The following is a 20,181-nucleotide window of genomic DNA, read 5'->3' as shown; positions in this document are numbered from 1 at the left end:
TCTAACTGGAAAAATGGCTGAGATGTTCGGCTGAAAAAAAGAATTAACAGGTTTGGAAATTTTGGCTGGGCCTGGTGCAAGATTCCAAAAATCTATGGGGTTAGCCTTATTACAGTTAGTCGGTGGTCCATAGCATAGAAAGTTTATGGATAGCCTTATCAGACTTTTTTAAAATTTTTAGAGCCTCTTTTCTTGAAGTACAAGCGTCAGCTTTAGCTTGAAGTTTTAAAAGTTTGGCGTGTTGTTTATCTAAGTTCATCCATATTGGATAAAAACGAAGAAAGTAAACTAGCAGCTTTAGCCCCTGACCGAGGGAAGCTGACTTGTAAGGTTCTCTAATTTGTATATTTTGAGCTTTGCAATAGAAAACCCCCTTTTTCAAGAGGAGGCTAACTAACTTCAATAGTTACTTAAAGCTCCTAATTGGACTCTCGAAGTAAATGGTTAAGCCCGGTATGCAGTAGGAAATGCAGAGCTTAGATTTATTTATCAAGGAAAGCGGAGGACTACCTTTAATAAATTTGCGAGCAAAGTGACAGGATTTCACCGACTGTCCCCTTCTCTGAATAGAGCTTGAACGCCACTATCTTTAGTAGAAGTTATCGTTCTTTTATACAAAATAAATCTAAAAAAAGTTCTCTAAAATGATGTTCGATTGAGGTAGGGCTTTCCTACGCCCTTCTCACAAAGAGGAGGGGTAGACCAAAGATGAAGAAAGGAGGCCTTATGAAACTCTTTACACCTTTCACAGTTCATCAAAAATATAACAGCGCTCTTTACAGGATTAAAACTAATAAAAGAAAAGCAAATGAAAATCCATTCTTAGATCAATTATTTAAAACTCTCTATAGGTATAGATTTGATTTCGTTTTCGACTGAGTGGGTTTGATTCATTTGTTTATTCATCAGATAAGGAAGACATCGCCACCTCCGCCTCGAAAATACTTAAAAAGAGGAACCAAACTATATTTATCAAATATCCAAAACTAGCCAACCCTCTAAGGCATGTAATTTTTCCATAAACAATGGCATTGACTAGATTTTCTACTTATAGATTTTTTCTTTTTTCAAAATTTAATTAAAAAAATCCTAAGCCAATGATGTAAAATTCGAAGTGGAGAGTTGGTCGAGTGGTTTATGGCTCTAGTCTTGAAAACTAGCATGGGGGCAACTCCATCGGGGGTTCGAATCCCCCACTCTCCGTTCTCTTATGGAGAGGCTAGGGGTATTTAATTATATTTTTAATCTCATTTTTATCATCTATAATCCAAAGGCTGACAGAAAAAGGAAAAATTTAGTTAAAAATAGAAGCTTCCCTACGAAAGTTTAGAATCCATTGAGGGCAACACTCGATCTTCACAAGTCAGGATACAGCTGAGATCAATTAATACGAACAAAAAAGTCGCTGGTCTTAAAAACTAGCACGGGTGAAACTCCATCGAGGATTCGAAACCCCTCCATCCCTACCGCGTAGGGAAGATTAGATCTATTTGATTATATTCTTTTAACTACAATATGAGAAACAAGCCCAAATATTAAGTAAATTAATCAAAAAATCTTAAAAATGATTTATTTTTGAGCCTATTAAGAGAAGTAAATCAAATATTTAATGCATACAAGAATGGCATAATTCTCATGATTCTTTTATTTTTTCGTTAAGGTATTTAAAAATTAGGTTTTAAAATTTTTAAGAAAGTGATCTGATATCAATCGAACCAACCTAGTAAATCTTAAAGATTTACTAGGTTGGTTTTCTTAAAAGCTCAGAAAACCACACCTTACATAATTAAATCAAAATGAAAGAAGAGCGTTACTTAAAAGACAGAGAAGCAATTGTAAGAGCTGATATTTGGAAAGAGATTACCTCCTCATGCAAAGGGCTTAGGACTGAGCTTGGGTATACAAATATCCAAATAGTTGAATTTCTAAAAGAAATAACAAAAACATTCGAAAGAGATCAACTTTGAACAATCCAAGTCAAAATTCAAATTTTGTCTTGTGATTTTATTTTTCTATTGGTCTTAAAGCTTCATCAATACTTTTTATCGCATTCGGAACACTATTTAAAGCAGACGTAAAGCGCCAAAAGGATCCTCGAAACAGTGCACTCATATCACCCAAACCTTTTAGAAAGTAATTTGGATTTCTTTTATGCGCTCTATCTGCTATCAAAGATGCTTTCCAAGGATTCCAAGAGGCTAAGTTAACGATAGTTCTATAAGCACTTGGCCAGGGATTATTTGGCAGCAAGATTTCTAAATTTCTGAAATAAACATCTGCGTCATAAGGTCTATTCGATAATATCTTAAGGAGAGCTAAGGACCATAAAGATTCAACATTTTTGGGGTCTGAACTTATTTTAGATAGCGCCTTATCTCTAACTATACTTTTATATTTAAAATGTCCATCAAGCATATGTTGTATTTCTATTTGATCAAAAATCAATTTAATACCTAATGGACCTTGCTCCATTCCCTTAGCTAATTCAACAAATCTATTATGAAATGCATCTTCCTTAGGTGAACTTGTACTACGCTTCCATAAAGAATAGCTTCCTTTTATCTCTCTAGGAAATTCTCGAACTTTTATAAAAAGAGAACTATCTCTAATCGATTTATCTAGAGCTAATGAATTAGTTGAAACTGAGCCTTGATCTCCCTCAGCCAAAATAATCCAATTAGAATATTTAAGAACAGGTTCTATATGTAAAAGGGATTGACCAAGTTGTCTGCCTAAAATATTTCCACTTTGCATTCTACCAAAATAACTTACATTATGCTGATTAATTTCAGGCGTACTGGGAACAACAATAATAGTTTCTTTTGCATCGATAGTATTAGCCGATTTGACAATCGATATAATTTCTTTAATAGGATAATATTTACTTGAAATATTTTCTAAAGTGTTAAACTTGTTAATAGAATTAGAAAACAAAAAACTTACAGGAGGAATCAATAATAAACCAAAAGATTTGAATCTAAAATAATTATCTAGCCATTCATTCCACTTAGAAAAGCCAAGGGCTAACAATAAAATAATTAACGGTATTGTACATGCAATATATCTTTCATCCTTGTTAGGTATGAAAGTTGTAAAAGTCCAGCATGTTATTAGATTAAAATAAATCCATGTCCATTTATAGTTATTCTTATTAAAAATATCCACTAATATTCCTTGAGTTGTAAAAGATTTTATATAGCTTAAAAAGGAAAATATTATTCCTGATAAACCTGAAAAGAAAATAATACTTCCAAACTGATTCTCTACATACGGAAAATACCAGAAAATACTTTTAAAACCAAAAACAGAGGGATCACCTTCTATTGCTGCGGATTCAAAAACAGCTCTATAAGTTCCACTCAAAATCATTATCCAATTATGATAAAACCAAGGTAAAATCGCTAAAAGATTGAAAAGGAATAAGCATAAAAGTTGCAATCTAAATTTCTTATCTCTTTTAAAAGAAAGAATAAGAATAAAAAACAAAGATGGTATTATAACTAATAAAGAACTCTGCTTAATCAATAAAGAAAAAGAGCATGCGAAAGTAGCCATTATTAACTGAATCCATTTACCTCCGGTTGATTTATCACTCCACCTTCCTAGATGAAACAAATAAAATGTAATAGCGGAGATTAGAGGTAACTCCAATACATAATCAGTTCTTAGATGAAATAAGAAAGGAGAAAATGCACTAATAAGAACACAAAAAAGGGCAAATTTATTTCCTCTCAAATAAACTCCCCATGAAGCAATATTAAAGATAAAGAATCCATTCCAAAAACTTAAGGACCATGCAGCTTTGTGAGGGGCATCACCAGCAAATGAAATTATGGCGCCATTGATTATTGAGGCCAAAGGAGGAATCTTTGGAGATTTATCTAGTAAAAAGCGAAAGTCTGAAGCTCCATCACCACCCAAAAAAGATAGTGCACGGGCATGATCAAGGGCACTATTGAGATAATCAGCCTGATCCCATGAAGGAATATTGCTATATAAATTCCACCAAATCCGATCAGTTATTGTGGAGAAAATCCAAATAAATAAAACTGAAACCCAAAAAATATATTTAGAGTGATTAATATTTTTCTTAACAATCATACTGTTTACTAACAATCCAATGAGTCACTTGTTTTTTTGTTGGTAACACTGTTTATCCCATCTGCGATAATACATAACTTATTTTTTACATCGTTCGCTATCAATACATCAGTAAAATCAGCACCTTCAATAATAACGTTTTCAAATTTGGCGTTATAAGCAAAAGCTCCTTCTAATACGCTATTTGAAAGGTTTGCACCATTAAGTATAGCGGCATCCATTGTTACATCTCTCATGTTTGTATTACTTAGATTAGCGTTTTCAAGCTTTGCATCAAAAAAACTAGCTCCTTGAAGATCACTACCCGAAAAATCAGCATCTTGGAGATCGCTTAAATAGAAAGTCGCACCTTTCAAATCAATGTTAGAGAAATCAGCACCTATCAATGTTTGCTTACCATAGTCCAAAGCTGAGTAAGCTGGCAGAGAACAAAAGAAAAATAAAACCGAGCTTACAAAAAGAAGAAGACGTTTAAACATAACTTTCTAATAGCTACTGATGAATATATTTTAATTCAAAAAGGGTCTAAAAGTTAAATATTGGATTTATAATATATTATAATATATTATAAATAAAAGACTAATAGTAAAACCACTCTTAAATCATAAAAACGAATCAAAAAAATTATTTATTTACTCGCGAATTATTAAGATCAATATATTGATCTTAATAATTAAATAAAAAGATTTAAAAACCCTCTAATAAAAAATATTCTATGCTAATGCTTTATTAGAGAAAGTAAAGACGATATAAATTAATCAATTTTTCCAACCTCCTCTAAACTAACACTATAATTTAATATATATTTTATTTATCAAAAAAATAATTTCCTAAATCCACCAAATTTAAAATACACAAGATCTATCAAATGATTGACAAGCCATATGAAGCCATAATTATCGGTTCAGGGGCAACAGGTGGGATGGCAGCCTTAACAATGGCCAAGGCTGGCGTAAGAGTATTAGTAATTGAAAGAGGTCCTGAACTTGAAATTAAGCAGGCAAACGGAACAGAGCCTTGCAACATGATTCGGAGACTTATCGGGGTAACAACTGGAAACTATCAAAATCAACCTCAGCATCCGGGTTTCTGGAAATCAAATCCCTTACTCTACGCAAACAAAAAAACAAATCCGTACACCAACCCACCAAAAGCCCCATTCATCTGGACGCAAGGCAATCAAGTTGGAGGAAGGAGCCTTACTTGGGGAGGAATAACCTTAAGATTAGCCAACGAAGATTTTGAAGCCTCAAAAGATAAAGAATACAATCTTAAATGGCCTATTAGTTATAAAGATCTTGAGTCACATTATTCAGAAATAGAGAATTTTCTAAAAATATATGGAAACAAAGATGATCTCAGTCAAATACCTAATGGTGAATATATTGGCAAACTTCCATTCACAGGAAGCGAAGAAAGATTTGCCTCTAATGTAAAAGAAAAATTAAATCTTCCCTTTATACATTCCAGAGGCTTTGGAGCAAATAAAGATAAAACAAAATGGCCAAGATATAGCAGCTTAGGCAGCACGTTAAAAGAAGCTATTAGGCTAGGTAAAGTAGAAATACTTTCAAATCATATTGTAGATAAATTAGTATTAAATAAAGATAGAAAGTCTGCGAAAAGTGTTATTTTAGTTAATCAAAGAAACGGAGAGAGAAGTGAATTAGAAAGTAAATTAATAATATTATGTTCATCAACAATCCAAACAATTAGAATTCTATTAAGTTCTGAAGAAAGTAATAATCCAAATGGTCTAATTGACCCCTCCCATTCATTAGGAAATAATTTAATGGATCATATCTCAACCTGTAGGTTTTTTACTGTTCCAATCGAAAAGCATTTTACTGATTCTTCAAATAAAAATAATAATAATCTTTTAACAGGAGCTGGTAGCTTTTTTATCCCTATCGGTAGAAATCGATCAACTAAAAAGAACTTTGTTGGAGGATATGGAATCTGGGGAGGAATCGATAGGTTTGAACCTCCCAATGTTTTAAAAAGATATAAAAATACAAAAACTGGATTCCTTATTGGCCATGGAGAAGTACTCCCAAACCACAAAAACACTGTTTCTCTTTCTAAGAGCAAAGATCAATATGATATTTCGATACCACACATATCTATAGTTTGGCGTAAAAATGAAAAACGAATGGTCACGGAAATGAACAGAATGATTGAGCTTATTATCAATTCTGGAAATGGAAATATTATTCCAGCAAATGAGATCCTAAATATTCCATTTACCAAACAAATTCTAAGAAAATCTGTTGCTATTAAAAATGATGCTCCACCCCCTGGTTATTACATACATGAGGTAGGAGGAGCACCAATGGGAAATGAAATGGAAAATAGCGTTTTAGACAATTGGAATCGTCTATGGGAATGCAGCAATGTATTGGTAGTTGATGGAGCTTGCTGGCCTACTTCATCTTGGCAAAGCCCTACCTTAACAATGATGGCAATAACGAAAAGAGCTTGCGAAAAGGCAATTATCGACTTTAAAGGTTAAAAATATCATTTAAGTATTTCTCAATAACAGCCCTATCCTCAGAACCATTTTGAAAAAGAAAATTTGCAATAGCTGAGCTAATAAGCTTGGATTGATCCCAATTCTCATTTCCACTTATAAAATCCTTCATGCCTATATAAAGAGCTTCAGGGACCTCAGCCTCAAGACTTATAGACATAAGTTCCAAGTCATTTTCAAGACCTATAACCTCATCAGTTTTTATCTCATCAATACGAGTTTCAATTTGATTAAACTCCATTTCTTTTTTAAAAGCTCGAAATCTATGAGATAAGGATCTTAAATTTTCCATAAAACGTCAAAGATAAAGAAAAGCTAAACCGAAAAACCGAGACAGCGCTAGACTCATTTCATAGCAATGCCTCTCAAAGAAGCATCTAAAGCGAAATAGCTCCATCCGTCTAAGGTTGCTAAGTGTAAATTACTATTAAAATATCTATTGAATCCCACAAGTCCTTCACTAAAACTAGCGTTTTAGTTTTTCACAGTGGAAAACTGCTCACTAGTTGTGGAAATCACTTGGGGAAAAGAGCTGAAACTAAACATTAAAAAAATGTATAAATAACGAGTCGCTTGCGACGCATGCAAGAAAGAGACTAATGATTCTTTAATTTAAACCTATTTTTTTTAGATTTGGCTCTTGTTTAAAGAGCGAAGCGTGACAGGTCCTAAAGGATGCTCAGCATGTGGATAAGGAAAATGATCGTGAGAGTGTTCATGAGCTTTGTTTCCTTGGCAAATTTCCTCTAGAGAACCTTCAACATGATCATGGTGACTGATCTGTTCATATCCGACCTCACTTTCAAAACCTAGTAAATTTGAGCGATATTTACATAAAGCACAATTCATAAAATTCTCTCCATTTAAAACTTCTTGAATTCTTTCCATAAAAGTATCAATAACTAAATCTTGGTCAGATAAATAACTTGCGTATAAAAATTTTACATCTGGATTATCATTTGCAACTTTCAGAGAATGATCTCTAACACGACTTACCAAAACTCCAGAGAAAAGAAAATAAGGCAATATAATTACTCTTTTAAAACCTAATTTAAGAGCATGCCTCAGGCCAGGCTCAACCAGGGGGAATGTTACTCCTGAAAAAACGGTTTCGCCCCATCCAAAACCAAATCCCTCTACAAGCATCCTTGTAATCTTACAAACATTTGAATTAGCATCTGGGTCTGATGAACCCCTCCCTGCTACAACAAGTAATGTTTCATAAATTGGAAATATTGTATTACTCTCAATTATTTCTTTAATTCTTGCTCCTGCTGCTCCAATCATCAAGGAATTCAGGCCAAGCTCTCTGCCATATTGAATGGGAAGTCCATTTTCATCAGAGTATTTATTCAAAACAGCAGGAATATCATTTTTAGTATGTCCGGCAGCAAACAACATAGCCGGTAGAGCAATTACTCTCTCTACTCCCATATTTCTAAGTTGATCTAATGCCTCACTGATTATTGGTCTGTTAAATTCTAGGAATCCAAATGCAACTGGAATATTAGGTATTCTAGATTTTATTTTATTTACTACATTAATAAACTCATCTACGGCTAGGGGATCTCTACTCCCATGACCGCAAATAACAATTCCAATATTAGATGGATATTTATTTTTGATTGATGTCGAGGAAATCAAAACGCTATTAGCCAATAATCTACCTTAATTGAATATAGTTTTATAAAATATCAACTTAAGAAATTCATTATAGAAAAAGGAGCATATTATTAAAAATTCAATATCACTACCAAATCAAAATTCCAATGATAGCAATGTCCTTGGAGTTTTTGAAGCTGTCAACTCAGAATTATTCGACTCACTGAAAGCATCCCATCAAACTTCCAGACCATTTTTAGTTTCAAGTGGAGGAACTACAAGTAGAGCCGCTGCAGATAAACATTGGATTTTAGACCTAAGAAAAAATTACCAAAACATATCTTTGGATTTAGAAAAAAATTATGTAGAAATTGAGGCTGGGGTAACGATGGGAGAGTTATCCTCTTTTTTAAAAAAGCATAAAAGAAGTTTTCCAATTGGTTTATCTGGAAAGACAGGAATGGGATATATCTTGACCGGTGGAATAAGTCCACTTAGTAGAAGCAGAGGATTAGCCATTGATCAAATCATCGAGATTAAAGGTTTTTGGGGAGATGGAAAAGAATTTCATTTTTTTCGCCCAAATACAAAAAATGAATCAACTTTGGAATGGAAAGCCCTTTGCGGAGCCGCTATATTCCTTGGCATAATTACAAAACTAAAGTTAAAGACTCAGCCATTAAGACCACTATTAAGTTGGACAGCGAATCTTTCATCATCTCAGCTATCTGAATGTATTAACCAAGCCGAAAGTTGGCCTAAATCACTAAGCTTCCAATGGATATATGGAGATGATATTTTTGCTCATGCAATTGGTGAAGTTAAAAATACTTATGATGAGTCCATCTTAATTAATTTATTAGAAAGATTACCATTCTCGCGAAACAGAGTTATTAATAAATTCAACGATATGAACTCTTTGGCAAACTTAAGCTTAGGAAATAATAATAATAATAATAATAATAATAATAATAATAATAATAATAATAATAATAATAATAATAATTCAAACCATACAGAAGTTCTTGGTTTGCTGGGGCCTGCCTGGCAACAGCGTAATCCACAAGTATTAAAAATCCTTAAAGATTTAATCAAAAAAAGACCTAACAAAAGTTGCTATATAGCTTCTCAGCAATTAGGAGGTTTAACACATTTTAATGATGTAGATACTTCATTTATTCATCGTGATGCGATCTGGAAACCTTGGATTAATGGTTCATGGGAAGCCCACGATCAATTAAAGAGACAAAAAACCCTTAAATGGATGAAGGAGTGTTGGAATAATCTAGAATTTATCTGCCCTGGTGTGCATCTTGCACAGATACACCCTCATCTAGAATGGCATGAAAAAGAATTATCATCAGCATTCAAAGATTGGCTTCCAAAATTACAAGAAATTAAGGCCATTCGTGATCCAAGAAATTTAATGCCACCTTTAAAATAGTTAATTATTTTATAGGCAGAAAATATAAGTCCTAATGAATAAATAAAGTTAAATACTTAGACTTACACGTTGATAACAGAACCACAACCATTGTTGAAATAATAAGTTTCTATGAGATCGCCATGAAGTATTTGATTTCGTCAAATCAAAATTTTCAGGAGGAGGAACATCGCCTCTTTTCTTATCTCTTTCCATCTCAGATTTCAATCGATCAACATTATATTCTGGATGTCCTAAATGCATTAATTGCCTTTGGTCAGGTGTTTCAAAAATTGTGTATCCTACTTTTTTCCCATGGGCTAACAATCTTAGCTTGCCTTTTTTTTCAGCTTTTTCCATTTCAATATCAGGTAATCCAGCATGCCTACTTTGGGGGCAGAAGAACTCATCGTCTTGTGTTCCCATTAGAGAATGACCAGGGACAAGACTCCTCATTGGATATACCCCAAAAAGCTTTTTTTTAAAATTACTTTTCTCAACACCAGCCATATATGCCATTGCGAAACCAGCCCAACACAATCCTAGGGTACTTGCACATTTTAATTTTGCTTCCTCAATTAGATTCACTAATTCTTTCCAATAATTTACTTCATCAAACGGGAGATGCTCTACAGGTGCTCCAGTAATAATCAACCCATCTAGAGGAGTTGGAGACATTGCCAGCTCCCAATCAACATATAAGTTATTTAGATGCTCTAGATCCCAAGTTTTATATGAATGGGATTTTAATCTTATCCATATAGGTTCTATTTGGAGAGGAGAAAGTCCTAACGGGTGCAATAAATTAAATTCATATTGTTTTCCTAAAGGCATAATATTTAATATACCAATTCTAAGAGGTCTAATATCCTGTCTTTCTGCTAATTCAGGCTCAATCCATGAGATATGATTTTTTTCAATTGATGAAATTTTATGATAACTACGAGGAAGTATTAAGGCCATATCTATCTACCTTTTGGAAAATTAAATTAAATTTAGGGCCTGCTCAAAATCCTCTAAAATATCTTCAATATGCTCTATGCCAACAGACACTCTTACCATAGTTGGAGTAACGCCTGCGGACAATTGTTCTTCTGGAGATAACTGTTGATGAGTTGTTGAGGCAGGGTGAATTACTAATGTTTTTGCATCGCCTACATTCGCTAGATGACTAGAAAGTTTTAAAGAGTTTATAAACTTTACAGCATCATCAAAGCCACCTTTTAGAGAGAAAATCAACATCGAACCTTTTCCTCTATTGGTCATATAAGAAGAGGCTCTTGAATGGTATTTATCCGATGGTAATCCTGGATAACTAACATTATCAACTTTTGAATGATCGTCTAACCACTTAGCTAATGAAAGAGCATTAGAGCAATGCCTTTCTATTCTTAAGCTTAAAGTTTCTAAGCCTTGAAGTAATAAAAATGAATTAAATGGACTAATTGCAGGTCCCCAATCTCGTAACCCCTCTAGCCTAGCTCGTAAAGCAAAAGCAATATTTCGATCTGCAGGGACTCCAAGCATTCCACAAATATCACTCCCAAATCCAAAAGCATCCCAATGAACTAAGCCATGATAAGCCGCACTGGGTTGACTCATCAAAGGATATTTTCCATTTCCCCAATCAAAAGTTCCTGCATCAACAATCACCCCTCCAAGACTAGTGCCATGACCTCCTATCCATTTCGTAGCACTTTGAACAACTACATCTGCTCCATGTTCAATAGGACGAATTAAAGCTCCAGCAGCTCCAAGAGTGTTATCAACAATTAAAGGAATATTTTTGGATTTAGCTAATTTTGCTATCCCCTCAAAATCAGGGATATTAAACCTAGGATTCCCCATTGACTCAACATAAATTGCTTTTGTAGATGAATCAATTTGTTTTTCAAAGCTTTCTGCATCATCACCATCAGCAAACTTTACTTTGATTCCTAAGCGTGGAAATTGAACTTTAAATTGGTTATAACTGCCACCATACAAAAACGATGTTGAGACAAAGCTATCTCCTGCCGTAAGGAAGTTTGTAATAGCAATGAATTGTGCAGACTGTCCTGATGCTGTAGCTAAAGCACCTACTCCACCTTCAAGTGCTGCAATTCTTTTTTCAAAAACATCCGTAGTAGGATTCATCAATCGTGTATAAATATTTCCAAATTCCTTCAAACCAAATAAGTTAGCTCCATGATCTACATCGTTAAAAACATATGAGCTTGTTTGATAAATAGGAACCGCCCTTGAATTGGTAGCGGGGTCTGGTACTTGACCTGCATGCAATTGAAGAGTTTCAAAACGTTGGGAAGTCAAAGAATTAATTATCTCTATTTTCTTTTTAGCCACATAAGTTAAGAATTGGCTACTTAATTTATCCAATCATTAGGAGGTAAAGATTTATCTGACTCAGCTAGAGATGGTAAATTTTCTTTTATAAATGATAAAAGCTTCTCATTGACTTTTTTACGGAATTCCAGAACATTTGCCTTATCAATAATTTGATAATCTTGATTGATTTCTTGATCACCATCTCTAAGAGATCGCCAACTGGTGTTTTGGCCACTTGATTTGGCATTAGCCAAAGCACCTTGGAAATCAAATTGTTTGGTAACAATTGAATCTTTATAGATTTCCAAAGCTGTTTTGACTAAATCCTCTCTAATTGGGCCAATTAACTTAGCTTTAATCGTATCCGGTAAGCCTAGGACTGGTTCAAAATAATCAATTACCCGAAGTTCCTCCTCTAGGAAAATAGGCCAAACCCCTCTCATTCCATCGCCTAGATTTTCATTTACCTCAAAATCATTCATTTCATTCAGAAAAAACTGAATCCAGCAATAATATGACTTTTCCTTGAGAGGTTTTCTAACTGAAACTTTGTTTTTAGAAATTTCAGGTAATAGAGATTCTGCTTTTCTTAGAAACAATCTATCTTCTCTCTCTAAATTTATAGAGCCCCACCTTTGCCTATAATCCCATAATTCAATATATTTGTACAAATCTTCCTGATTCCAACCTAATTGTTTAAGCTCATCAGCCCTATGGGTTAATTCCTTTGCCACAAGAAAAAATAAATATCAATTTTACTTTACTGACAAGTTGCATTATGTGAAACCCTAAACAATTTTTTGTAGATCTGACACAAAAGTTGGGTTTGAAGAAATACCTATTTCATCAAGTGAATTTAACAAAATAGGTATTTGAGTAACAAAACTAGAAAGTAATCGGTATTGAACCTCTGCTCTATATAGATTGTGAGTCTGATATTTTATTTTGAAGTAAATATTTGATTGCAAAAAATCATTCAGGAATCTTATAGTTAATTCAACTATTATCAAATAAATATATTCTGGAAGGAGTCCAAAACAGTAATCACCCTTTTGATTAGGTATTGAGAAATAGCCTGTGAGAAAGCTCTTACAAAAGTTAATATCAAAGTATACATTCTCTATATCATCTGGATCCTCACCGGCAATATTACAAATGGAACGTATACAATCGGCCAAATCAGTAAGTAAATAGCCAGAAGATACAGTATCTAGATCTATCATAGAAACAACATATTTAAACTTATTATCAAAAAGAAAATTACTTAACTTAGGATCGCCATGTATGACTCTAAGGTCTAATGATTTATCCCTCAAATGTCCCAATATATATTCAACATATAAAATATGATTAGATATGTTATAAACTAATTTTTGAACTCTTTTATTTAAGTGAGCGTCTAGCTTGCTAAATTTAGAGTCTTGAATTATCTTATTAAAATTGTCTATGTAGTGCTTCGTATTATGAAAATCTGTAATAGTATTTTCTAATTTTTTAAGGTCAATATCTGAGCATGTTACATGAAACTTAGCAAGACCAAGACCTGTTTGATAAGCCATTTTATTATCTTCTAAAATATCAAAGCTAAGAGTATCATCTATATATTCCATCGCTCGCCAATATTCTGATCGAAAAGGAAGCAAAAAAAGGTTATTAGAATTACACTTAATTAAACTTGGAACCTCCCATCTTTGATTATCAGATTTAATATATTTTTCTTTTATTTTATTTGTAATATGATCAGTTATTAATTTATGGTTCATGTTAACCATATCATAAGATTCAAATATATCACTAAGACTCTGTAAAACAAATTTAGACTTTTTTCCATTTTTTAAATGTTCAATTATATACGTTTTATTTATAAGACCAGAATCAATAAATTCTATATTTAAAACTTTACTATTATAAAAAAATTTATTTGCAATCAAATTAATTTTCTCGAAATCCATAGAAAATATTTTACGAATTAGATTATATTAAATATTTTTCTATATAATCTATAACCTTATTATAAATTGGTTTACCTTCTGATTCTAATTTATTATCAAAGTCAATCTCATTTGCTTCAAAAAATAATCGATCTTGATCAGTTAATGACTTTGTCAGGAAATCAATAGAAGTATTTAAATGAAAATTATTTAGCGCATAAGATATTTTTTTGCTTTGGCATGACTTAACAGATTCTTGACAATAGTTAGCCATTTCACGACTAATTGTCATAACATTATAAATATCTTTTTTGATTTCATCAGGAGCCATTATACACATATATAAAAGATTTATCATTGATGCATTATTAATGGGTATAGAATATTTCCTCAAGATATATGGCCAATATTTTAAAGAATTTATTCCTTCTAAAGCTCCACGTTTAAGTCCAGATCTTTCGCACCATTCTATAAACTCATTCACCCCTTTTGGGCATCGTTTATGCTGAATCATCTTCTCAGCGAGTACTTCACCAGCTTGAAAATTTCTGGTTGGTTTACCACTTACAGGCAACATCATGCTCCCTCTCACATCAGCAACCATCGCTGTCAATTGACTAAAAGTATGATCTCTTACCTGAACCAAATCACCATCCTTTAGGTAGGACGCCTCTATACTTTGTACGCTATAGCCTAATTCAGTAATAGGAAAAGGTTGTTTTGTATATAAATCCTCTCTATCTGATCGACTCATTGAAACATAGGCAGCCTGATCTAGACATTGATCTAATAATAAAGTCAATAAATTTGGTAATAATCCAGGATTATTTTTATGAAAAGTATGGCCAAACCCCGCTAAAATCGAAGAAATATTTTTGGCAGCTTTTATGTATTGACCTTCAACGTTATGTATACCTGCGGAAACTTGAATATTTGGTGAAATTTTATTTAATAATTTTGCACCTAATATTGCATTCATAGCATCTGGATGACAAAAATTAGCAGTAAAGCTATCTAATGGATTTCGAAGTGCTCCATGTCGATGAAAACCTGAAAAGAAAGCTAGTTTATTGAATTTTTCGCACAACACGAAAGATTCATTTAAATTGTAGTCATGGCAAAACGAACCAACCAAGCACGCAATTAAAACATTTTCTCGATTAAGTTCCTGTCTAAGTCTAAATGCTAAATTAACGTCATTTATTATATGTTTGCTATTTGCACTCAAAATAACTAATTCACAGTTAAGTATTAAATCCTGAAGAGTATTATATCTTTCTGATTTATTAGGATTTGAAATTGCCATAGATTCAATTTTATTTTTTATACCTTTATCCATTTCAGAGAGATCAGTATCAGAAAAAGCCCCAAAAATTTGTCTACCGTCTCTAGGGGCTAAAAGGATATTTAAGCCTCCATTATGCAGCGCACAGTTATAGGCAAGAGAGGCAGGATATAAGCCAACACTATAAAATCCTATTTTCCCATTCAAAACCTCTCTGATTCTTATTTCTAATTTCTCACTTGAATAAGGCTCAGCAAAGAAGCTATTACTTAAGATCTTTTCAAGCACAGTTTATTTGCATTCAAATGCATTATATACAATGAGAAGAAACTTTTTAAAAGACTTTTTCTAATACTGAATATAAATCTATATACTTATTTAAGAATAAGAACTATCAAGAAAATATTAATTCATTTGAACTAGAGTAAAGTAATATTTAAAGGCTTCTTTTATGAAAATGTTTAGGACGAAAGAAGAAGTTATTGACACAATAATAAATGAACAAAATATTCTAATAGTTCAGGATCTAGATGGGGTATGTATTCCACTAGTCCAAGACCCACTCAAAAGAGCGCTCAACAAAGACTATGTGAAGGACGTTTCAAGATTAGAAGAGAAGTTCGCAGTCTTAACCTGCGGGGAACACGAAGGCAGAAGAGGTGTTAATCGGTTAGTTGAAAATGCGCTTAATTCAAAAACAATCGCAAGAGAAAATGGCTATTACTTACCTGGTCTTGCTGCATGTGGAGTTGAATTACAAGATAGATTTAGTAATTCATCTCATCCAGGGCTTAAAGATGAAGAGATTAACTTTTTAGCGGAAGTTCCAAAAATGATGCGTTCAATGTTAACTAATGAATTAAAAAAATTCTTACCAAACATTTCAAATGAATTCAGAAATAAATTAATTGATGTAGCTGTATGTGATACGCGATTTACTCCCACTCTAAACTTTAATGAAATTTTTAACTACGTTAAAAACGATTTTCAAAAAGTAAAAAATCTGCAATTGATTATGGAAAAAATAATGAATAATTTGCTAAAAAATTCTAAAGATCATGGCTTAGATAACTCTTTTTATTTGCATTTGATGCCAAATCTGGGAATAAGAGATGGCAAAGAAATAATGAAATATTCAACTCAAAAAGAATTCGGTACAACAGATATTCAGTTCATTATCAATGGTGCAATAAAAGAAGCAGGTCTTTTATTACTATTAAATAAATACATAGCAAACAAAACTGGCGTTTATCCTTTCGGTGAAAACTTCAATGTCAGAAATGCTCCTAAGACACATAATAAATTAGTAGAGCTATGCAAAGATAAAATTCCTAGTGATCAAATGCCACTGCTAATAGGCGTTGGCGATACAGTAACCTCAGTTAAAGAGAAAAAAAATAATTCTTGGTTAAGAGGTGGGAGTGACAGAGGTTTCTTAACATTGATCCAAAAGTTGGGAGAAGCATATAAACAAGATAATCAAGTTATATTTGTTAACAGCTGCAACGATCAGGTATCAAGACCAAGAATTAATGGTACTGATATGACAGGCATTAGTGATCCTAATGATGATTTAAAATTCAATATGATTATTAATGATGGTCCAAAAGAATATATTGAATGGTTTAAACAATTAGCTAGTAACTTTTAGCTTATTAGTAGAAAAATTTATAAAGTATTAGCAATTAAATAAATATTTTAACTATAATTGTAAATAATGTTAGCTATATTTTAATCTCTATGGAGATAACTAAACCAAAATTCCCAAAAGTCAAGAGAGGCTATCTTGATACTTTGCAAATAAATATAGGCTACAAATGTAATCAAGCTTGCAGTCATTGTCACGTTAATTCTAGTCCAAGCAGAACAGAAATGATGAGCGATGATATTATAAAACTTATACCTAAAGTTATAAAGGCCAACAATATTAATCTACTAGATATTACCGGAGGAGCTCCAGAACTTCATCCTAAATTCAAACAATTAGTAAAAGAAGTACGTAGTCTTAATGTTGAAGTCATGGACAGATGTAATTTAACCATTCTAACAGAGCCAGGTTATGAAAATCTAGCAAGTTTCTTGGCATCAAATAAAGTGCAAATTACAGCATCACTTCCTTGTTATCTCGAGGAAAATGTAGATAAACAACGTGGAAAAGGTGTTTTTGAAAAAAGTATATTGGCTCTTAAAAAGCTTAACAATTTTGGTTACGGAATAGAAGATAAAGGTCTAATTTTGAATCTAGTCTATAATCCAAGTGGTCCACAACTTCCACCATCCCAAAAAGAATTAGAAGATACTTATAGACGAGAACTAAAAGAAAGGTATGGTATTTTTTTCTCGAATTTATTTGTTTTAGCAAATATGCCAATTAATAGATATGAAAACTATTTAAAGATAATTGGCAAACTAGAAGAGTATAATAAATTGCTTAAAGATAATCATAATCCAGAAAATCTTAACTCAGTAATGTGTAGAACAACTCTGAGTGTTGATTGGAAAGGTTATCTATATGATTGTGATTTTAACCAACAACTTGGAATCAAGAGAGATGGCAAAGTTAAGCATTTGGATGATCTTTTGATTCCACTTGCCTCTTTAAAGAATAATCCTATTTCAGTAGGGAATCATTGTTTTGGCTGTACTGCTGGAGCTGGTTCAAGTTGTGGTGGAGAATTAACTTAAAAAACAAGGATTATTTGTTAAGACACATAGGACATAATGCTCTTACGTTTAACGATGACTCCAATAATTTAAATCCGAATTTTTTAGCGGCTGATGTACCAGCATTAATAACATCTTTATTTTCAAACTCTTCTGTTCTACCACAGCGAATACAAATCAAATGATGATGATCTGGATGATCATGACTAAGCAATTCGAACCTATTCCCTCCCTCACTTAAATCAAGTTCATTAAGGAATGTCATCTTGACCAAGAGTCTTAAGGTTCTGTAAATAGTCGCAAGAGAAACCTTCTCCCCAGAAATTGTCAATTTGGAATGCACCTCCTCCGCGCTGAGATGGATTCCAGAGCCAATCTCTTCAAACAAAGAAAGAACCTTTTTCCTTTGAGGGGTCATTCTTTTTCCATCTGAACGGAGACCAGACTCAAGAGGAGAAGGATGGGTACGATAGGAGGAAGGAGAAATCAATATCAGCTTTATTTTCTCAATAGTCTAGCGTAATGAGAACAGCCTGCAACAAAGGGAAGGGGCTTCAGAGTGCTTTCTATAGGAATGATGTCTAAGTTTATTAGATGATTTATATTTAAACAAACAAAAAGAAGCTCTAAAATGGATTCATTTTTTAAAAAAAGTCTCACCCCAATAAATGTATATAATAATATATTAGTAGAGAATGAAACATTACTACTTATAGTAGATGTTCAACAAAAGCTTATAAACAATATTAAAGATAATCAACTTTTAATATTTAACATAAAAAAGCTTATTGATACATGTAAATTGCTTAATGTTCGTATCGCTATATCGGAACAAAATCCATTGAAACTTGGGAAGACACTAAAATCAATTACAGACAATAATGAATATGCTAAATTTGAAAAAATGGAATTTAGTTGTAGTAAGAATAAGAACTTTATAAATTATATAAATGAATATAATTTTAAAAATATAATAGTTTGTGGAATTGAGAGTCATATATGTATTCTTCAGACATCGATTGATCTTTTACAAAAAGGGTTTAACATACTAATCCCAAAAGATGCTATTGGAAGTAGAAATGAAATAGATAATGATACTGCTTTTTTAAGGCTTATATTATCTGGTGCAGTTGCATCCACGACTGAAAGTCTAATATGTGAATTATGTAAGACCGCTAATAGAGAAGAATTTAGGGAGCTTAGTAAAATTTTAAAAAATTCATTTTCAAATTAAATAATTAGAAAATATATAGACAAATGATTTTTTTCAGGCAGTCTGAAGAAAAGTAATCTGACATCATGGATGATTTTTTTAAAAACATAATTATTTCATTACTTACTTTTAGCATAGGTTGCATTATTTCCTTGGTGAGTCCAAAAATCTTAAAAAAGGTTTTAAGGAAAATAACCTTTGCGACACAAAGCAAAACTGATGACTATATAGCTACTCTTTTAATTGAAACTATTAAACCTTTAGGGTTTATCTTAAGTTTCATAGTTGCATGGAAAGTCTTACTAATTGGTGGAATAGTAGATAAGACATTTATTGGTATTAGTAAGTTTTTATGCCTTATTTATATTGTAAGATTTGTAAATAGAGTATTTTTGAAAATAATACAAAGATGGGCAAGCAAAATCAATGATCAATCTATTAGTGAGATGATTCGTTCACTTAGTCCAATGGTTGGAGCATCTGTTTGGAGCCTGGGAGTTATTTTTTACCTTCAAAATATGGGTGTCCAAATGGCAGCCATTTGGGCTCTTTTAAGTGCAGGAGGTATAGGAGCTGGACTTGCCTTAAAGGAACCAGTTCAAGAGTTCTTCGAATACATAACGATCCTCTTAGACAAACCATTTCAAAGTGGACAATTCATTCATATTGATGGTATCTGGGCAAAGGTTGAGAGCGTAGGCGTCAGATCCACACGCCTAAGAAGTATTAACGGTGAAGCAATAGTGATGAGCAATAGCAGACTCACAAATGGAGTAATCTCAAATTATGCTGAGATGAAGAAAAGAAGACTGGTTCATAAATTAGGGGTGGTCTATGAAACCACATATGAACAAACAAAAAGCATACCTATGATGATAAAAAACATCGTTGATAAAACTGAAAATGCGATCTTCGACCGATGTCATTTTATCGAATTCGCAAATAGTAGTCTTGATTTTGAACTTGTCTATTACATTCCTACAAGTGATTATCTTCAGGCAATGTCAGCGCAACAGGAAATTAATCTAGAAATAATGAAGAAGTTCCAAAAGGAAAATATTAACTTCGCATATCCAACTCAAACAATTCATGTCAATAAATAAGAGA

General features: G+C 32.6%; 18 protein-coding genes and 1 tRNA gene. 8 read left to right on the top strand and 11 right to left on the bottom strand.

Translation table 11 applies throughout. From position 1 onward, the window contains the following. Positions 1-115 precede the first annotated feature (115 nt). Positions 116-382 (bottom strand): hypothetical protein, encoded by a 267-nt coding sequence (locus O5637_RS00470; protein ID WP_269605155.1) that lies wholly within the window; start codon positions 380-382, stop codon positions 116-118. Positions 383-1,116: 734 nt separating this feature from the next. Here O5637_RS00470 and O5637_RS00465 point away from each other — a divergent pair. Both O5637_RS00465 and O5637_RS00460 read left to right on the top strand, forming a co-directional pair. Next, positions 1,117-1,203 (top strand) — tRNA-Ser (locus O5637_RS00465). A gap of 593 nt (positions 1,204-1,796) precedes the next feature. Beyond that, the gene (locus O5637_RS00460) at positions 1,797-1,967 is read left to right on the top strand and encodes a hypothetical protein (RefSeq protein ID WP_011295219.1); all 171 of its coding nucleotides are present in this window, start codon (positions 1,797-1,799) and stop codon (positions 1,965-1,967) included. A 37-nt stretch (positions 1,968-2,004) separates the two neighbouring features. Here the strand turns inward: O5637_RS00460 and O5637_RS00455 are convergent, their stop codons facing one another. Together O5637_RS00455 and O5637_RS00450 are read right to left on the bottom strand one after the other, a co-directional pair. Beyond that, complete coding sequence (locus O5637_RS00455) at positions 2,005-4,101, bottom strand: ArnT family glycosyltransferase (protein ID WP_269605152.1); 2,097 nt, start codon at positions 4,099-4,101, stop codon at positions 2,005-2,007. Between the two features lie 8 nt (positions 4,102-4,109). Continuing rightward, positions 4,110-4,580, bottom strand: coding sequence for a pentapeptide repeat-containing protein (locus O5637_RS00450; protein ID WP_269605150.1), 471 nt, complete (start codon positions 4,578-4,580; stop codon positions 4,110-4,112). A 389-nt stretch (positions 4,581-4,969) separates the two neighbouring features. On the opposite strand from O5637_RS00450, the gene O5637_RS00445 reads away from it, so the two are divergent. After that, complete coding sequence (locus O5637_RS00445; protein ID WP_269605148.1) at positions 4,970-6,613, top strand: GMC oxidoreductase; 1,644 nt, start codon at positions 4,970-4,972, stop codon at positions 6,611-6,613. Here O5637_RS00445 and O5637_RS00440 read toward each other — a convergent pair. Both O5637_RS00440 and O5637_RS00435 read right to left on the bottom strand, forming a co-directional pair. Next, positions 6,603-6,872, bottom strand: coding sequence for a DUF2811 domain-containing protein (locus O5637_RS00440; RefSeq protein WP_269606992.1), 270 nt, complete (start codon positions 6,870-6,872; stop codon positions 6,603-6,605). The two genes, O5637_RS00445 and O5637_RS00440, sit on opposite strands and share 11 nt — an antisense overlap. A gap of 386 nt (positions 6,873-7,258) precedes the next feature. After that, entirely contained in the window at positions 7,259-8,290 is a 1,032-nt protein-coding gene (locus O5637_RS00435; RefSeq protein ID WP_420063717.1) for a sirohydrochlorin chelatase, read from the bottom strand. Positions 8,291-8,360: 70 nt separating this feature from the next. Between O5637_RS00435 and O5637_RS00430 the strand changes: the two genes are divergently transcribed. Beyond that, on the top strand, positions 8,361-9,677 hold the full coding sequence (locus tag O5637_RS00430) for an FAD-binding protein (protein ID WP_332299763.1): 1,317 nt from the start codon (positions 8,361-8,363) through the stop codon (positions 9,675-9,677). A 48-nt stretch (positions 9,678-9,725) separates the two neighbouring features. On the opposite strand, the gene O5637_RS00425 is transcribed toward O5637_RS00430, so the two are convergent. From O5637_RS00425 to O5637_RS00405, 5 genes are read right to left on the bottom strand one after another with little or no spacing between them, the layout of a single operon-like run. Then, positions 9,726-10,619 (bottom strand): homoserine O-succinyltransferase, encoded by an 894-nt coding sequence (locus O5637_RS00425; protein WP_269605146.1) that lies wholly within the window; start codon positions 10,617-10,619, stop codon positions 9,726-9,728. Between the two features lie 21 nt (positions 10,620-10,640). Next, positions 10,641-11,966 (bottom strand): O-acetylhomoserine aminocarboxypropyltransferase/cysteine synthase family protein, encoded by a 1,326-nt coding sequence (locus O5637_RS00420; protein ID WP_269606988.1) that lies wholly within the window; start codon positions 11,964-11,966, stop codon positions 10,641-10,643. 53 nt (positions 11,967-12,019) lie between these two features. Next, complete coding sequence (locus O5637_RS00415; RefSeq protein ID WP_269605145.1) at positions 12,020-12,715, bottom strand: hypothetical protein; 696 nt, start codon at positions 12,713-12,715, stop codon at positions 12,020-12,022. Between the two features lie 54 nt (positions 12,716-12,769). After that, a complete protein-coding gene (locus tag O5637_RS00410; protein WP_269605143.1) occupies positions 12,770-13,933 on the bottom strand; it encodes an aminoglycoside phosphotransferase family protein in 1,164 nt (387 codons plus the stop codon). A 22-nt stretch (positions 13,934-13,955) separates the two neighbouring features. Further along, positions 13,956-15,485 carry a hypothetical protein gene (locus O5637_RS00405; protein ID WP_269605141.1) on the bottom strand — a complete coding sequence of 510 codons (1,530 nt, stop codon included), beginning with the start codon at positions 15,483-15,485 and terminating at the stop codon, positions 13,956-13,958. A gap of 169 nt (positions 15,486-15,654) precedes the next feature. Here O5637_RS00405 and stpA point away from each other — a divergent pair, with 169 nt between their 5' ends. After that, complete coding sequence (gene stpA / locus O5637_RS00400) at positions 15,655-16,848, top strand: glucosylglycerol 3-phosphatase (protein WP_269605139.1); 1,194 nt, start codon at positions 15,655-15,657, stop codon at positions 16,846-16,848. An 89-nt stretch (positions 16,849-16,937) separates the two neighbouring features. Next, positions 16,938-17,882 carry an arsenosugar biosynthesis radical SAM (seleno)protein ArsS gene (arsS, locus tag O5637_RS00395; protein WP_269605137.1) on the top strand — a complete coding sequence of 315 codons (945 nt, stop codon included), beginning with the start codon at positions 16,938-16,940 and terminating at the stop codon, positions 17,880-17,882. A gap of 10 nt (positions 17,883-17,892) precedes the next feature. Here the strand turns inward: arsS and O5637_RS00390 are convergent, their stop codons facing one another. After that, on the bottom strand, positions 17,893-18,357 hold the full coding sequence (locus O5637_RS00390) for a Fur family transcriptional regulator (protein ID WP_269606987.1): 465 nt from the start codon (positions 18,355-18,357) through the stop codon (positions 17,893-17,895). A 135-nt stretch (positions 18,358-18,492) separates the two neighbouring features. On the opposite strand from O5637_RS00390, the gene O5637_RS00385 reads away from it, so the two are divergent. Both O5637_RS00385 and O5637_RS00380 read left to right on the top strand, forming a co-directional pair. Further along, positions 18,493-19,095: an isochorismatase family protein gene (locus O5637_RS00385; RefSeq protein ID WP_269605135.1), complete on the top strand. Its 603-nt coding sequence runs from the start codon at positions 18,493-18,495 to the stop codon at positions 19,093-19,095. 65 nt (positions 19,096-19,160) lie between these two features. Then, on the top strand, positions 19,161-20,177 hold the full coding sequence (locus O5637_RS00380; protein WP_269605133.1) for a mechanosensitive ion channel family protein: 1,017 nt from the start codon (positions 19,161-19,163) through the stop codon (positions 20,175-20,177). Positions 20,178-20,181 lie beyond the last annotated feature (4 nt).

This window comes from Prochlorococcus marinus str. MIT 0917 (genome assembly GCF_027359575.1).
In the GTDB taxonomy this organism is placed as follows: Bacteria; Cyanobacteriota; Cyanobacteriia; order PCC-6307; family Cyanobiaceae; genus Prochlorococcus_B; species Prochlorococcus_B marinus_D.
The sequence above is the reverse complement of the archived record's forward strand: the minus strand, read 5'-3'. Positions and strand labels throughout refer to the sequence as shown.

Excerpts from the sequence above, each read along its gene's own strand:
- O5637_RS00445 (WP_269605148.1), top strand. The coding sequence starts at position 4,970 with ATGATTGACAAGCCATATGAAGCCATAATTATCGGTTCAGGGGCAACA.
- O5637_RS00455 (WP_269605152.1), bottom strand. The coding sequence starts at position 4,101 with ATGATTGTTAAGAAAAATATTAATCACTCTAAATATATTTTTTGGGTT.
- O5637_RS00460 (WP_011295219.1), top strand. The coding sequence starts at position 1,797 with ATGAAAGAAGAGCGTTACTTAAAAGACAGAGAAGCAATTGTAAGAGCT.
- stpA (WP_269605139.1), top strand. The coding sequence starts at position 15,655 with ATGTTTAGGACGAAAGAAGAAGTTATTGACACAATAATAAATGAACAA.
- O5637_RS00450 (WP_269605150.1), bottom strand. The coding sequence starts at position 4,580 with ATGTTTAAACGTCTTCTTCTTTTTGTAAGCTCGGTTTTATTTTTCTTT.
- O5637_RS00410 (WP_269605143.1), bottom strand. The coding sequence starts at position 13,933 with ATGGATTTCGAGAAAATTAATTTGATTGCAAATAAATTTTTTTATAAT.
- O5637_RS00380 (WP_269605133.1), top strand. The coding sequence starts at position 19,161 with ATGGATGATTTTTTTAAAAACATAATTATTTCATTACTTACTTTTAGC.
- O5637_RS00385 (WP_269605135.1), top strand. The coding sequence starts at position 18,493 with ATGGATTCATTTTTTAAAAAAAGTCTCACCCCAATAAATGTATATAAT.
- O5637_RS00425 (WP_269605146.1), bottom strand. The coding sequence starts at position 10,619 with ATGGCCTTAATACTTCCTCGTAGTTATCATAAAATTTCATCAATTGAA.
- O5637_RS00440 (WP_269606992.1), bottom strand. The coding sequence starts at position 6,872 with ATGGAGTTTAATCAAATTGAAACTCGTATTGATGAGATAAAAACTGAT.
- arsS (WP_269605137.1), top strand. The coding sequence starts at position 16,938 with ATGGAGATAACTAAACCAAAATTCCCAAAAGTCAAGAGAGGCTATCTT.